The following is a 15370-nucleotide window of genomic DNA, read 5'->3' on the forward strand; positions in this document are numbered from 1 at the left end:
TTACCCAATTCCTTGGGTAGAGGATTTTTCCACCACCATAAGCTTGTGATGTACTCCCGTCAGCTATACGGGATAGTCGTTGAACGTTCCCCAGTTTAAAGGGGAGTCGATGCGGAAGACCGATTGTTCCATAGCACTTAGGATTTAACCTTATGCCATCCAGATGATTTTTTTTACTTTCGTAACCGTCACGCTCGCATTTTCATGCCACGTTGTGGTTCATCCAGCTTTACGGATTGCCCGCAGTTAACCCTCGCTACGTGCCGTTTACCGACACGCACGGCTTTCTATATAACATTACAAACATTATTTAATTTGTAACAATTTATAAAGAATTTGTTACCGTTTGTGATAATACCCACTTTCATTTGCTGCTTTATCCGATGAATAATCGTTAATGTATCTTCACTGACAGAAAAGCATTGAGGAAAGTGATGGTTCCAAAAGTCTTGAATAGCATGTTTTGGCATGCCATATTGAGGCGGAAAGTCATCAAAAAAAGAGGCTACCACATCCGTTTTATCACTTTTACCAAAGTATTTTTCATCATATTCCCTAAATTTTTGTCGCATTTCATTTTTTATCGCATGCTCGTCATCCACATAACACATTTTTACTAGCCTAAGAAATAATTTATCTACTGCTTCATCTCGATTCAGTAAGGTGTTATCTAAATCAAATAACATAGCTTTACAACCGTTCAACTAAGTCACGACCTTTCATCCAATCAGTGACGTTTTCCTTTAATAAAAAGGTATCGATAATATCTATCGCTTTCTTAACCATATTAGATGGCAATGCATCTAAAGAAAAATAGGCTAGCTGTAAACTCTCATCGTCAAGCATTGTTAGCTGCCCCTCTATTTGTTCAGCTATAAAGACGGCGGTTACTCCATAAACCTCATCTCCGTTTGGGTATAGATAATAGTCCTGTTGACCAGATAGCATGGTTATAAAACGAAGTTGGGAAGTCTGTAGCCCAGTTTCCTCTAATAATTCACGTCTAGCTGTATCCTCTAAGCTTTCGCCAGGTTCCATCGCTCCACCAGGTAACCCCCACATTCTTATATCAGAGCGTAGCTGTAGAAGAATTTGTTTCTCCTCATTAAAGACAATCACCGTCGAGCCTACTAAAATAAGGGGCATTGTCCCAACCTGTTGTCTTAGTGCTTTTACATAATCACTCATAACATTCCTCCTTTTCCCATCAACCGTTAAGTACACCTTAACATAAATATCCAGACTCATCGTATGATTGTGATAAAATAAAAGGGTGGTTTCCTTAAATCAAGGAACTTGACTATGCAATGCGATATAAGGTTGTATAGGTCTCAAAAAAATTACAAAGAAAGTCAGTTTAAAAGGAGAAATAGAAATGACAGAAACAACTGGCTGGAAAAATAATGCGCGTAATCATCCATTCATCGCTTCATTCAGTGGGGGAAAGGATAGTGTTTTAGCTTTATATAAAGCATCACAGGTTGGGCGAGCAATTGGTCTCATTGTCATGCTGGAGGAGGAAGGGAAGCGCTCTCGATCTCACGGTATGCCACCTGAGCTTATACAGGCTCAAGCCGTTTCTATTGGATTGCCAGTGTATACAGCTGCTGCTAGTTGGACGGAATATGAACATGTATTTATCGATCTTTTAAAAAATGCGAGAAATCAAGGGGCAGAGGTGTTAGTTACGGGTGATTTAGATATGCCTCAGCACGGCTGCTGGCATGATGAGGTTACGAAGAAGGTTGGATTAAAGCTTGGCATGCCATTATGGGAGATGAATCATCGGGATGCTGTTGATGAATTTATTCACTTAGGGTTTGTCACGATAGTGGTGACAGTGAATTTATCGTTAGGGATGACAGAAGAGGATTTAGGACGAATACTTACCCCTGATTATATCAAAGAGCTGGAAGAGCGTAATATTGACCCTTGCGGAGAAGGGGGAGAATTCCATACGACAGTTTTGGATGGACCTCTTTTCCGATATCCCATCAAGGTTCGTAAATGTTCTATTATTCGAGATGGGGAATATGCATTTTTACCATTAGAACTTGCTTAAACATAACCTAATCACAACGATGGATGCCTGTTTAATGGCGTATCCTGCATGAGGTTACAAAAGCATCACATCCAAAACCAATCATAAAAAATGAGCACAAAGGTGATCACCTTTGTGCTTTTTGTATTTATAAGTATAAAATCCATAACAAAATGTCCAAAATAATAATTGACTAGACACTAAACGGTGTCATATAATTAGGACACCATTTAGTGTCCAATTAGAAAGGGTGGTGGTTTTGAATAATAATCATCAAGAGCGTGATGTGTATGTAGCCATTGCTGACCCTACAAGACGCCAATTGATTAATTTATTAGCAAAGGCAGATGAGTTACCGCTGCACGAATTAACAGCTCATTTTGAAATGGGACGTACTGCTGTGTCTAAGCATTTAACGATTCTGAAAGACGCAGGACTTGTGATCGCTCGAAAAGAGGGTAGAGAAACAAGATATAGGCTCAATGCCGCCCCGTTGAAAGAAATACAAGATTGGATATCGATTTACGAAGACTTTTGGAAAGCAAGAATTTCAAAATTACATTTATTATTGGGGGAAGACAAATGAAACCAGATGTAGCATTAGATTTTAAATTTACAAGTTCTATCGAGCAAGTATGGCATGCCTTAACGGATTCGGATACACTTGCAAAATGGATTTGGAACAATGATTTTAAGCCGGTTGTAGGTCATAAATTTCAATTCCGTGCTGAGCCAAACGAATGGTGGGATGGCATTGTCGATTGTGAGGTACTTGAAATTGAAGAGCCTCATAAACTATCTTACACATGGAGAAGTGCAGGAGAAACTACAACAGTAACGTGGACTTTGACACAAGCAACTGATGGTACAACTCAGTTACATCTCGATCAGGGTGGATTTAGTGAAGAAACAAAAGCTCGTCAAGGAGCAATTGAAGGCGCTAAATACGCTTGGACTAACATGGGTAGTCAGCTCGAAAAAGTATTAGCCTAGTAATTGAATCAGCCTTTATGAAAAAGAGCGCAATTCCTTCAAATGAATTGTGTTCTTTCATTTTCGGAAGGTCGTTCTTCATAGGTAAATAAAGTATCCTTGTGAAAATAGTAAACACGGAAGGAAAACAGAATGAAGATTTATCAACTAATTGCTAATAATATTAACCGTTTACATGTCGACTTACCAGAAGACTTATCCCTTGGCATTGCAGGCTTGTCTGGGTCAGGGAAAACCACCTTTTGTCAAACAATAGGGGAAGAGTCCAAAAAGCGTCTTGTTTCTTTATTACCTAAAGCTGAATATCAATATTTATTTCCTGCGATTATGGAAACAAATTTTAGTGCTATTAAAATGGAGGATATGCCATTAGTTCTTTTTCTAGGGAAATCATCCATATCTACAAATCCACGTTCAACTATCGGTACGCATACAGGTGTATTTAAGGAAATACGTGATCGTTTAGCAGAAGAGTTTCAATTATCTCCAGAAGTTTTTTCCTTTAATAATGCGCTAGGCTGGTGTCCGACATGTAAAGGACGTGGTACGACGAAAAATGTTGAATGTAAAAAATGTCAGGGGAAGCGCTACAGTGAGGAGGTAGAACGTCATCAGCTACCATTAAGAGGTGAACTGTATAGTATTTCCGATATTCATCAATTAAGTGTGGAAACGATCTATTCCTTAGCAACGGAATTAAAGATTAGTGAAGAGAAGCAACATATTCTTCAAAATATTCTTCAAATGAATATTGGTTATTTAACATTAAACCGCATTATGGGGACATTATCAGGGGGAGAATTAACAAGACTGTATTTGGCTGAGTTTATGGCAACGAGTGAGAATACAGTGATTATTGTTGATGAAATCTCTGTAGGTCTAGATCATGACACACTCCTGAAAATTTTAGAGCAAATTCAACGACTAGGCTCTAAAAATCAAATTTGGCTAATTGATCATTCGGATACAGTTTTAAATACAGCAGATAAACATCTATACTTTGGACCAGGTAGTGGAAAATACGGAGGAAAAATCGTGGAAGAATCCCCTCGACCACAGCCCATTTACTGGGAACGAAGTCAGGTAAGACCTAAGACCTTCTATCAATTCCGTGACCTATATTGCCGCAATATCCAAATGGACGAAATAGAAATTCCACAAAATCAGCTTGTCACCTTCACAGGAGAGTCGGGCTGTGGAAAATCAACATTGGTGAATGAGTGTATCGCAAAGGATTTTGTAAAACGTTACCCAAAAGATAAATTAGTGATGGTAGGGCAAGATCGAAATCAATCGATTACAAGTCGATCCACTGTTGCGACATTTCTCGATATTAAAAAGAAGTTAACGAAATATAGTGAGGAAATCGATGATATTTTTCAACGCTCGATTGAAGATATTATCGTGGAGCTCCCAAAGGAAGATATTGCTCATAAACGGTTAAGCTTGCTCATCAAACTTGGCCTAGGCTATTTAACGCTGGAAAGAAAAACACAAACACTATCCACGGGTGAATTTCAATGTGTGCATTTAGTGTCAGAGCTGTTTGCCAATTCTCGAAATCCTCACACACTGTTTATTTTTGACGAGCCTTCCAAAGGATTATCCCAAAATATATTAAACCAATTTATTGATAGTGTGAGGGATATTCTGAAAGATGATTCGATTTCCATTGTTATGATTGAGCATAATGCCTACATGCTTGAAAGCTCTGATTATATCGTTGACTTTGGTAAAAGACAGCAGGGGCCAGTGACACATCTTGATGTAGTGGAGCATGAAGCATATTTTAAACAACCGCACCTTACGAAAAGCACCTCTGACCTACAAATCACATCTACTTTAGCATCGAAAAAGGGTATTCATTATTTACAAGACCATCCAATTAGCTATTTTAAAAATGCAGAAAATATATACAAAGGTGGCATTTTAAAAAGCCTATCATCCATGGCCCGCCTCATTTACGGTGAATATGAATCGAATAAGATAGCCCCTGTCATTGCGATTGATCTTGAGAGGCATTTATACAGCCAATATAGCTTTTTATATGAAATAGCTGGTCTTATCAATCATATTGTCGCGGCCCATCCGACCAATAAGGATACAAGAAGCTTTGATTTCTTTAGCCAAGAAAACCATTGTCCGAGCTGTTCAGGTCGATTACAAATAGAAGAATTCGATTTTGATGTAGTCATCCAAGATAAAACAGTGCCATTCTGGGACGGCTTATTGCATCCAGATGTGATGGAGGTTCTAAAATACTATCAGCATTCAAAATTGGCGTTCCTTTTTGAAGAGATACAAAATGAACTGGGGCAAGATATTAGTAAAAGCTATACTGATATGACAGAAGAAGAAAAGCATACATTTTTATATGGTTATTGGGACAAGTCATTTTATGATAAAGCAACAAAATCCTCGAAAAAATGGGAAGGCTTCAATTTTATTATAGGCCGTTATATCGTCATTTCTAAATCCATTATCAAAGAGCAGATGAAGGAAACAAGAAAGATGGTCCCTTGCCCAATTTGTCATGGTTCGGTTCTTAATCACCAAAAGAAATTACGTTTTGGTGACATAGATATTCGAGAAATCATCCATCAACCGATTGATGAGGTCATCAAAATAGTAGGCAATTTACCACCACTTGAAAAAATCAAAGCGATTGTAGGCAGTGATATGTCACTCATACAGGATGTCTCTTTATTGCCAAGGGAAATGCAAGTAGCACTGAAAATGCTGGAAATAGAGCTTGCCAGCTTTGTGGGCTATGAAATTGTTCTACAAAATACATTGCCATTCTGGGATAAAATTAAAGATAATATTGCTTCCATCAGCCGTAAAAACGAGGTTACAATTTGTGATTTCGCTTCTATTTATGAAACGAGAGACACAATTATTGATCAATATTTTACAAATGGTCAATATAAAAAATTAACGTATGTTTATGAAGCTTTAGGCTACAAAAAAATTGTGACGCAAATCAATAAAGTTAAAGGGAGTCATCCATGTCCATTCTGTAAGGGGAAAAAGGTTCTGACGGAAGAAGGGCTACATGACGGTGTCTATAAATTAACGGTTCCATGCGTCAGCTGTGGTGCAACCGGTATTAATGATGAGGGCCAAAAGGCAATTATCGAAGGTATTGACGTGCATACATGGCTAACGGGTACGGTCAGTGATGTTGTAAAGGAAGGAAACCAGTTGGGGGTAGTGGGGAAAATTCCTATTTTCAATCGTATTAGAGAGTTAAATAAACAAGAGATGATGGCGGTTTATCAGTACCTTGAACAGAACCGTTAAAATCCTACGTTCGAAGCCCATTTGCCAATTGCAAGTGGGTTTTTTTATGTATCACTAATTTTTCCAAAAAAGTAAACAATCAGTGGCGTCTTGGTTGTATGAACCGTACTATAAGGATAGGTAAATCGGCAGTACAAGGGAGGCCTTTGTTTGAAGAAAAAAGTATTGTTATTCGGTGACATTGGCATCGACGATACGATAGCATTGATTTATGCAAGATTACACAAAGAAATCGAAATTGTCGGGTTAATTGCCGATTATGGCAATGTATCAAGAAAGGATGCGGTAGCTAATATTTATTATGTTATGAAATTATTTGATTTTCCCGAGGGAATTCCCGTTATTTTAGGTGCAGAGATCCCACTAACCGGCGAACAGCCAACGTATTATCCAGAAATACATGGAGAACATGGACTTGGTCCGATTATCCCGAACGAAGATCATGACATAAAAACCGAAAACTTTTTGGAAATTGTTAATATTATCGAGAAACACAAGAATGATGAACTAATCATTGTCAATATTGGGCGTCTTACATCCTTAGCGACCATGTTTATTCTTTATAATCAGCTCATGCAACATGTGAAGGAAATTTATATTATGGGTGGGGCGTTTTGGGTGCCGGGCAATGTTACGACCGTAGCGGAAGCAAACTTTCACGGGGATCCATTTGCGGTTAATATTGTGCTCACCTATGCAAAAAATGTCACAATTATTCCATTGAATGCTACACAGAAGGCAATTGTTACACCAGGAATGGTTAATTATATAGACTCATTTGGAAAGACGAAAATCCTTAAACCATTGATGGAATACTATACAAAATTTTATCAAGAACGGGACCCATCACTACTAGGTAGCCCCGTCCATGATGCTTTAACGCTAATGGCAGCAATTTATCCTGAGATGTTCATCTATGAGTCATATCCTGTGATGGTTGTTGATAAATTAGATGGACCTGCTAGAGGGCAGAGCATTGCCGAAACACGACCATTTGAAAATATAAATAGTGGTAAAAAAAGACATCGCATTGCATTTGATATCCACTATGATATATTCTTCCATCACTTTATATCTATTATGGCCGGCCATGATTGGCTATAAATTATTCAAAAACACCGTCTCTTAAGACCACAAAATCAACATTTACATTTACTTTCATATCCTTATACATTTCATGCCATTTGTCCTTTGTTAAATAGGAATATCTCACAACGCTTCTATATTTCTCCCCGAAGCCAAAAATATCGGATTCCACTTTCTGACTATGAGCAATGACTCTTGCTATTTCCTTCGACAATTTTTTTTCAATGGCTTTTTCAAGGGCAATCACGCTGTCTCGGTCACCCTGATTAATATCTGGAAATACTTCTAATACCCTTGATTTGATTTTAATGTTTAAATCAAACGCAGGTGTTTTTGCATCCAGTAATTTCATCTCTCTTGTCGAGTGGATGGCGTCGAAAGCGACCGTTATTTTATCCGCAGGTTTATGGAGTAATTTAGGAGGAATATCTTCTTGCTCCAAAATGGTTTCATATAAACCTACTTTAAACGTATCTCTGACAATTTTTACATAAAAGCTATCCTTTGCAGGAAGTGTACTAACCATTTTGCCACCTTTAAAGAGAGCTACACCACTTAGCTCCACAAATTCACCATCTCTTTTGATGGTAGGCATAGCTAAATCCTGTCCAATGGAATAATAATCATGAGCAATCTGGTGAAGAGTCGCCGAAATCATATATTCCTGTTTCACATTTTGCTCGATTAATCTGAAAACATGCTGACCAATATCCTCAATATTTTGGTATTCGTATTTCAAAAATGGGGCTGCTTTACCTTCCACTACGGCCATATAAATACCGTTGCTGATGCTGGCGTTTTCTAGACTAGTATCAATATAATAACGTAAATCTTCTTTCGCCAATTCTTCACCAAACAAAATAACCCTCATTTGACCAACCATTATTTTTTTTGAAAGCTTTCTGTTCGCTTCCATTCGATTCCCTTTACTTGTGTCATTTTCTGTTGTCAAAATTTCCACTTTACTTTGGAACTCTGGATTGACTTCACGAATAACAGCTGTCGCAGCCATTTTGCTTTCTGTCCCTACATCGTAGCCAACTAATGTGGTTAATCCTACTTTATCTAAAACATTGGTTTGAGCACATCCATATAAAAAAACCAATGAGAGCAGCACAATAAAAGAGCATCTAAGCTTGTTCATTTTTGGTCACCTTCTTTGATGAAACCTTCTTTTTTAATATAGCCAAGATCCATAATAAAATAGGGTAAATAAAAATAACATAAAATGCTATATTGCCAAATAAGGTGTTAATCGTATTGATTTCTGTACGGGTTTGAATGATCATTGTGAAAATGAAAACGATGAAGGAAAAAAGCCAAACAAATGTCGTGGCGCGTATTTTGACTAATCGAATGGCTCCGCGATATGCGGCCCATAAATACAGACATAAATTCGGTATAATAATGAGCATCCAAAAACAAACGGCTATAAATTCAAAACGTTCTATAAAAGGGAAGCTGATAAAGCTAAACAATGTCAATGTTGCCCAAATGGTTTTTAGTAATTTTCCCTCACTGTAATAAGCAATGGACACCATCATGACTACTAGATAAATCAATGTCGTAAACAATAATCCTAAATGAACGGGCTTGCGAATATTTTTTTTGTCTTTTACAAAGGGATAAATAACATTTAAGATTTCGAAGCCGATAATGGTAAAGGTCATGGAATGGGCGCCCTTTAAAATGGAGCGAATGTCGTTTTCTAAAATAGGAAATAAACTTTCCGCTGAGGCATACTTTATTGGAAAAGCTAGCATGGGTAGTATCCATAAGGAAAGTATGATACTGAAAAAGGATACACCGACTATTACTCGAAGCCCACCTGTAAAGGCATAAATAATAATGACTAATAACGTAGCGGACAGAAACCATGTCCCAATACTAGGGAAAATCCATGCGTGAATCACTTCAATATAATTTCGCAAAACAGAAAAAAAGGCGACAGAGCAATAAGTAACATACAACGCATTTAAAAAATTGCCCATCCATTTTCCAAAAATATCTTGTTGGATGCCATATAAATCATGGGAGCCGTATATGTCTAATGTTTTAATCATGCAAAATGTGACTATATGGGTGGCAATGCCTGCTATCAGAACTGAAATCCATGCATCCTGCCTTGCATCTTGATAGATAATGCGTTGAAATCCCTGTATACCGACCCCAATTTGAGCGCTGTGCACGACAAAAAAGAGCAAATAAGCGTTAATCATCTCTTTTGGGTTAAGTTGTGTAGGATTGTTCATTTATTTCACCTTCAGTTCAACTTTTTTCCGGTTTTATTGGCTCAGGCTCGAATTTATTGGTGTCTTTTGGTCTTGTTAACGCAGGTCTTTTCGCTGTATAAGGAATAGGCATTCTGATAATACTATCCCGCATTTCTTTCAACCTTGGTGGATAGAAAGGAGACAAATACGGAGCACCCAAACTTGATTGACGTAAAAGATGAATAAGAATAAAACAAAAAGCTAGCATAATGCCATAAAAACCCCAAAAGCCTGCAAGGATAATGATGGGGAAACGAATCAAACGAATCACGTTGCCCATCATATAACTCGGAGAAGTGAAGGAAGCGAGAGCACTTAAAGCAATGATAATCAATAAAATATTACTCGTAATACCTGCCTGTACGGCTGCTGTACCTATTACGATACCGCCAACGATACCGATGGTTTGTCCAATTTTTGTTGGTAGTCTTGCCCCAGCTTCTCGTAGTAATTCAATAATAAACTCTAATAATAACGCTTCGAATATAGGTGGGAAAGGAACTAAGGCTCTGGACTCACTTAATGGCACTAAAAAGGCTTGTGGAATGACCTCGTAATGAAAGGTTAAAGCCGCCACGTAAAAGGGTGTTAAATAGACGGATAAAAAGAAGGCAGATAGTCGTAATAAACGAAGAAAGGTAGCAATTTGCCATCTTAAGTTTTGATCTTCCTGGCTTTGAAAAAATTCCGTAAAGGCTTGCGGGCAAATAATAGCCATCGAGCTACCATCAACTAAAACACCTATTTTTCCATCTAATAACGCATCACAAAATCTATCTGGCCTTTCCGTTAGCAGCATTTGAGGGAATACTGACAATGAATTATCATCAATCATTTCTGCCAAAACGGCACTATCAAGTAGCTCATCGACATATAAATCCGTTATTCGTTGGCGCATTGTATGGACCATTTGCACATTAGCAATGCCATTCATATATAGCAGTGAGACAGAGGTATTGGTACGCGTGCCGATTTTCAGTTTTTCATTACAAAGGTTAGGACTTACTATGTAGCGACGGATTAAAGAAATATTTGTAGTTAAGCTTTCATTAAACCCAACCTGTGTTCCAATGACCTGTGATTCATTTTCTGGTGCCGATAATGATCGGGATTCTCGCGTAGCGATATTGCCAATAAGAACTTGGGAGCAGCCGTCTATATGAATAACGACAGATCCATTGACCATCGATTCTACTGTTTCCTGTAGTAGATTGGATTTTACAATTTCGGGGATAGAAAGACTTGCCTCAATGCCTTCTAGTGTTTCTTGAGGATTATTGAGCAAATTTGCAATAATGTCATTGTTCAATGTCTGATTATCGACTAAATTATCTATATAAATAAGCGTAATATTATGTGGGATGGCCTTCATTATTAAATCAGCTGGGTTATTCGTTGCATTTTGAATCGACTGAATAAAATGATCAGTTGTCGGGGCGACCCTTACAAGATTTTCTTTTGGTGGCTGTTCAACGGAGGGTAGTTGTTTTTTGTTGAAAGCTAGTTTAAATTTCATGCTGAATTGTAGGCTCCCTTCATGGTTAACTTCTTTATAGATTGAACATTTGCAGGATATTCTATACTTATACTATTCTTTTTCAGTCTAACTAACATGGTCGATACATCAGGGAATTCATCTAGACAGCATTTAGCAGAAAGTGGTAAGATTAGAGTATTCTTAAAAACAGAAGGGAAATTAGACATTTATGCTAAAACTTATTATCGCGATTTAAATTCCTATGAATTTAATAGAAGGGCTATTCTATAATGTTAGAAAATTATAGATTTATTTAGTATGGCCCTTTTGCGATAACGAAGAGAAGCATAATCTTGTCTGATTCAAATAAACAGATACTTTAGTAGCCACTAAAGTGGTGAGCATTGTTTTCTGTGTATCAACAAAGGACTTTATGAGGTTTTCTCATAGGGTCTTTTTCTGTTTTTAGGAGGTGAGGATTCCACTAATAAAGATGTATTCCTATATATAATCGGAGGGAAAAACATGAAGAAGTACGAATTGGTGTGTGATTATCGTCATGATGATCGATTAAAGGATAGTTTTAATGATTTAGCCATAAAAACATTTGGTTTGGATTTTCGAGGCTGGTATAACAGAGGGTATTGGAATGACCAATATATTCCTTATTCATTTATACATGAAGGAAAAGTGATCGCCAATGCTTCTGTTTACAAAATGTCGATTTGCATAAATGGCGAGCAATTAAAGGGAATTCAGATTGGGACGGTGATGACCGATGAACATCATCGTCATCAAGGTTTGGCAAAGCAATTGATGCTACATATCATGAAGGAGTACGAAGAAGCCTGTGATTTCATGTATCTCTTTGCCAATGAAACAGTACTCGATTTTTATCCCAAGTTTGGCTTTACGCGTATCCATGAAAGTGAATTCAGCTTAGACCTTACTACAAGACCTATACAACGAAAGCAGACTAGCGTCCAACTGCTGACCATTGATCAAAATCTAGCCCTTCTTGAAGCTTATGCGAAAAATCGTTATACCCATTCAAGTGTGATTGCTGTGGAGCAAAATGAAAGCTTATTAATGTTTTATTTTACGTTAGTTTTCCCGCATGCTATTTACTATTTAGAAGAATCAGAAACAATAGTATTAATGGAGGAAGAAGAAGGGGTACTAAATATTTATGATATCATCTCTTTGCATGCTATCAATGTAGAGGATTTGCTAGCAAGTATTGTCAAGAAAACAACCAAAAAAGTAGTGTTTCATTTTACACCAGAGTTTATGATGGAAGGCATGAATGCAACCATCCTGCCAAATGATGACGACGCTTTATTCGTGCTTTCGAAAAAAACGTTTGTGCAAGGGAATTTTATGTTCCCTTTCACATCGCATTGTTAATTGCAATAGGATGGACTCTATACAAAAGCTCGTACTTTAAAAAGTGCGGGCTTTTTTTGCCACTTTTCATGTTTTGTCAAATAACTGTAACATTGCTGTTTTACGATACAACCATCAGCTTAATGGAAATGAGGTAAAACACAATGAAAAAAATCAGCATGCTATTACTTACAGTTATTTTAGCCCTATACATGGCCAAGCTATTTGGACAGGGTCATAACGACGAAGTAGCATTTATTGATGAAATCGCACCACTAGCGGTGACATTAAATCAGCAAGGTCAAGAAATATTGCCAAGCATAATTATTGCACAGGCTATATTGGAATCGAATTATGGTAAAAGTGAATTAGCTGTTAACGCAAATAACTTGTTTGGGATGAAGGGCAGGTATCATGGTAAATCCGTTAAAATGCCGACAGTTGAATATGAACATAATAAAAGCTATACAACGGAAGCAGAATTTCGAGCTTACCCCGATTGGAATAGTGCATTAAAGGACCATCTTCAGCTATTATTAGAGGGTACCAGTTGGAATGCACATCAATACGAAGAGGTTTTGGCAGCGTCAACCTATCAAGAAGCTGCCTATGCCTTGAAAAAAAGCAATTATTCGACGGATCCTTTATATCCCGAAAAATTAATGGCTATTATCGAACAATATAATCTGGAAAAATATGATCATTAGGAGTTTCATAAAATGAATATACTCATTGCAGATGATGAATTAGCTATGTTAAAGATTTTACAAAACTATTTTCAAAGAGAGGGGTTCACGGTCTTTACCGCAACAAATGGAGAGGAAGCACTTGCCATTTTTTATCAAGAAAAAATTGATTTGGCCATTTTAGATTGGATGATGCCTAAAAAAGATGGGTTGATGGTCTGTCGTGAAATGAAACAAACACAAAAGATAAAGGTCTTACTGCTAACAGCAAGAGACACTGGTGAGGATGAATTTCAAGCGTTAGCAGAGGGGGCTGACGATTATGTCAATAAACCCTTTTATCCTAAGGTACTCATTATGAGGGCGAAAAAATTACTGCAAATCGAAGCTATACAACAGCTACAGAATGTGTCCTTCGATGTGACAAGTAAACGTGTTTGGCGAGCAGGGATAGAAATAGAGTTAACGAAAACGGAATTTGAGCTGTTACGAATTTTTAGCCAAAATCGGAGACAAATCTTGACGAGAGATCAGCTCCTGGATTTAGTGTGGGGATTGGACTATATGGGAGATGCTCGAACAGTGGACACACATATACGACGATTGCGAGAAAAAATAGGGGAGAACATTATCCAAACACATAGAGGTATTGGGTATAGTACAAGCGAATGAAACAGAAAATCGGCACAAAATTAACCATTTATATTACTTTAGTAGTCATACTTACATTTTCTATATCCCTTGGTGTAAGCCAGTTTTTTCTCCCTAAATTTTATCTTTATCAGCTGAATAAAAAAGTATCAGAAGCCTTTGAGACTTATCAAGTTTTAGAGGATGTAGAGTTGGTGGAGCGTCAATTTGATGTCACGATTATAGCAGTTCCATTGGAGGATTCCCTCAATGATCTGAATGAAAATTTAAGACTTCAACTGGCGAGAAAGCATATAGCTCTAAATAAATTTTGGGTTTCCGAGGAAGTACTTCAAACTATCTCGGAAGATAAAGTTGTAGGAAAGCTCTATGATCAGGGGAAACAAAAGTCTAGCTTTATTGTGCATTATGCGAAAGAAGAGGATCAGCTTGTGATGATTGGAGCCACTATGGCACGTTTTACAGATATAGCCTCTTTTATTAATCGTTTTAATTTAGCCTTTCTAATAGTAAGCATTTTAATCATTATTATAGTTACGGGGCTCCTATCTCGAAAAATAACCAATCCATTAAATGAATTGCAACAAGTAGCAAAAGAAATTGGGGAACTGAATTTTCAACAGACGACCATTCAAACGGGTGATGAAATCGAAGAATTAGCAAAAAGTATTAATAAAATGAGTTTAACCCTTGAATCAGCACAGCAATTATTAACCCAACGAAATCTAGATTTAAAGCAATTTATGATGGGCTTAACACATGAGTTGAAAACGCCTCTCGCCCTCATTAATGTTTACTCAAGTGGGATTGAAGATGGGTTGGATGATGGCACCTATTTAACTGTTATTCATCAGCAAGTGGATCGTATGGAGAAAATCATTACAGATATGCTTTATTATGCTCGAACAGAAGAAAATGCTATGAATGTATCACATTTTGACTTTTTCCAGCTACTACAAGAAATCATCCAAAGCTATCAGCCTTTGAAGGGGGATAAGCAGATAGTTCTTCAATCTGACGTAACTACCTTTATGCTGAATAGTGAGCAGGAAAAAGTCTATTATATTGTAGAAAATTTGGTTAGCAATGCACTAAAATACACCTCGGGCAATGAAATAATGATTACCTTTCATTCGGGTATATTGAAAGTAAGTAATCATACAACGCTTCAGGATATTTCTAAAATATGGCAACCGTTTTATGTAGGGGAAAGCTCTCGAAATAAACATTTCTCTGGAACAGGGCTTGGTCTCGCTACAGTGAAAAGTCTTGCCGAACAGTTAGACTTTGTAACGGAGTCCGCACTATCAAATGGAAAAATAACGTTTACTATAGATTTTACAAGCGAGTAATAATCATAGGTAGTGAATATATGAAAACACGGTTTAGGCATATTCCTAAACCGTGTTCAGACAGAAGACAAAAATCTTGTTCAATTAATACAATGTTTGGAATTAAAACGTAGAAAATCTAC

The 15370-nt window shown here is 37.3% G+C and carries 14 protein-coding genes; 9 read left to right on the forward strand and 5 right to left on the reverse strand.

Annotated features, from left to right (window positions below):
* Positions 1-287 precede the first annotated feature (287 nt).
* Together A2J09_RS07250 and A2J09_RS07255 are read right to left on the reverse strand one after the other, a co-directional pair.
* On the reverse strand, positions 288-686 hold the full coding sequence (locus tag A2J09_RS07250) for an HAD family hydrolase (protein WP_012294479.1): 399 nt from the start codon (positions 684-686) through the stop codon (positions 288-290).
* A 4-nt stretch (positions 687-690) separates the two neighbouring features.
* A complete protein-coding gene (locus A2J09_RS07255) occupies positions 691-1188 on the reverse strand; it encodes an NUDIX hydrolase (protein WP_036161679.1) in 498 nt (165 codons plus the stop codon).
* A 187-nt stretch (positions 1189-1375) separates the two neighbouring features.
* Between A2J09_RS07255 and A2J09_RS07260 the strand changes: the two genes are divergently transcribed.
* The 5 genes from A2J09_RS07260 (at position 1376) to A2J09_RS07280 (ending at position 7441) form a co-directional block, all read left to right on the forward strand.
* Positions 1376-2062 (forward strand): Dph6-related ATP pyrophosphatase, encoded by a 687-nt coding sequence (locus tag A2J09_RS07260; protein WP_031415896.1) that lies wholly within the window; start codon positions 1376-1378, stop codon positions 2060-2062.
* Between the two features lie 238 nt (positions 2063-2300).
* The gene (locus A2J09_RS07265; RefSeq protein WP_031415897.1) at positions 2301-2627 is read left to right on the forward strand and encodes an ArsR/SmtB family transcription factor; all 327 of its coding nucleotides are present in this window, start codon (positions 2301-2303) and stop codon (positions 2625-2627) included.
* Positions 2624-3034: an SRPBCC family protein gene (locus A2J09_RS07270; RefSeq protein ID WP_012294483.1), complete on the forward strand. Its 411-nt coding sequence runs from the start codon at positions 2624-2626 to the stop codon at positions 3032-3034. Before A2J09_RS07265 ends, A2J09_RS07270 begins: the two co-directional genes overlap by 4 nt.
* Positions 3035-3166: 132 nt before the next feature.
* Positions 3167-6337, forward strand: coding sequence for an ATP-binding cassette domain-containing protein (locus A2J09_RS07275; RefSeq protein ID WP_012294484.1), 3171 nt, complete (start codon positions 3167-3169; stop codon positions 6335-6337).
* A 150-nt stretch (positions 6338-6487) separates the two neighbouring features.
* The gene (locus A2J09_RS07280; protein WP_012294485.1) at positions 6488-7441 is read left to right on the forward strand and encodes a nucleoside hydrolase; all 954 of its coding nucleotides are present in this window, start codon (positions 6488-6490) and stop codon (positions 7439-7441) included.
* A gap of 1 nt (position 7442) precedes the next feature.
* On the opposite strand, the gene A2J09_RS07285 is transcribed toward A2J09_RS07280, so the two are convergent.
* The 3 genes from A2J09_RS07285 to A2J09_RS07295 are packed head-to-tail and all read right to left on the reverse strand — an operon-like array spanning position 7443 to position 11212.
* On the reverse strand, positions 7443-8567 hold the full coding sequence (locus tag A2J09_RS07285) for a Ger(x)C family spore germination protein (protein ID WP_036161681.1): 1125 nt from the start codon (positions 8565-8567) through the stop codon (positions 7443-7445).
* Positions 8554-9675, reverse strand: coding sequence for a GerAB/ArcD/ProY family transporter (locus A2J09_RS07290; protein WP_012294487.1), 1122 nt, complete (start codon positions 9673-9675; stop codon positions 8554-8556). The genes A2J09_RS07285 and A2J09_RS07290 overlap by 14 nt, the downstream gene beginning before the upstream one ends.
* A 16-nt stretch (positions 9676-9691) precedes the next feature.
* On the reverse strand, positions 9692-11212 hold the full coding sequence (locus tag A2J09_RS07295; RefSeq protein ID WP_012294488.1) for a spore germination protein: 1521 nt from the start codon (positions 11210-11212) through the stop codon (positions 9692-9694).
* Between the two features lie 486 nt (positions 11213-11698).
* Here A2J09_RS07295 and A2J09_RS07300 point away from each other — a divergent pair, with 486 nt between their 5' ends.
* From A2J09_RS07300 to A2J09_RS07315, 4 genes are all read left to right on the forward strand, one after another.
* The gene (locus tag A2J09_RS07300; RefSeq protein WP_031415905.1) at positions 11699-12580 is read left to right on the forward strand and encodes a GNAT family N-acetyltransferase; all 882 of its coding nucleotides are present in this window, start codon (positions 11699-11701) and stop codon (positions 12578-12580) included.
* A gap of 143 nt (positions 12581-12723) precedes the next feature.
* On the forward strand, positions 12724-13266 hold the full coding sequence (locus A2J09_RS07305) for a glycoside hydrolase family 73 protein (RefSeq protein ID WP_012294491.1): 543 nt from the start codon (positions 12724-12726) through the stop codon (positions 13264-13266).
* Positions 13267-13278: 12 nt separating this feature from the next.
* Positions 13279-13917: a response regulator transcription factor gene (locus tag A2J09_RS07310; protein WP_012294492.1), complete on the forward strand. Its 639-nt coding sequence runs from the start codon at positions 13279-13281 to the stop codon at positions 13915-13917.
* A complete protein-coding gene (locus tag A2J09_RS07315) occupies positions 13914-15248 on the forward strand; it encodes a sensor histidine kinase (protein WP_031415909.1) in 1335 nt (444 codons plus the stop codon). The genes A2J09_RS07310 and A2J09_RS07315 overlap by 4 nt, the downstream gene beginning before the upstream one ends.
* Positions 15249-15370 lie beyond the last annotated feature (122 nt).

The organism is Lysinibacillus sphaericus, assembly GCF_001629735.1.
GTDB classification, from domain to species: domain Bacteria; phylum Bacillota; class Bacilli; order Bacillales_A; family Planococcaceae; genus Lysinibacillus; species Lysinibacillus pinottii.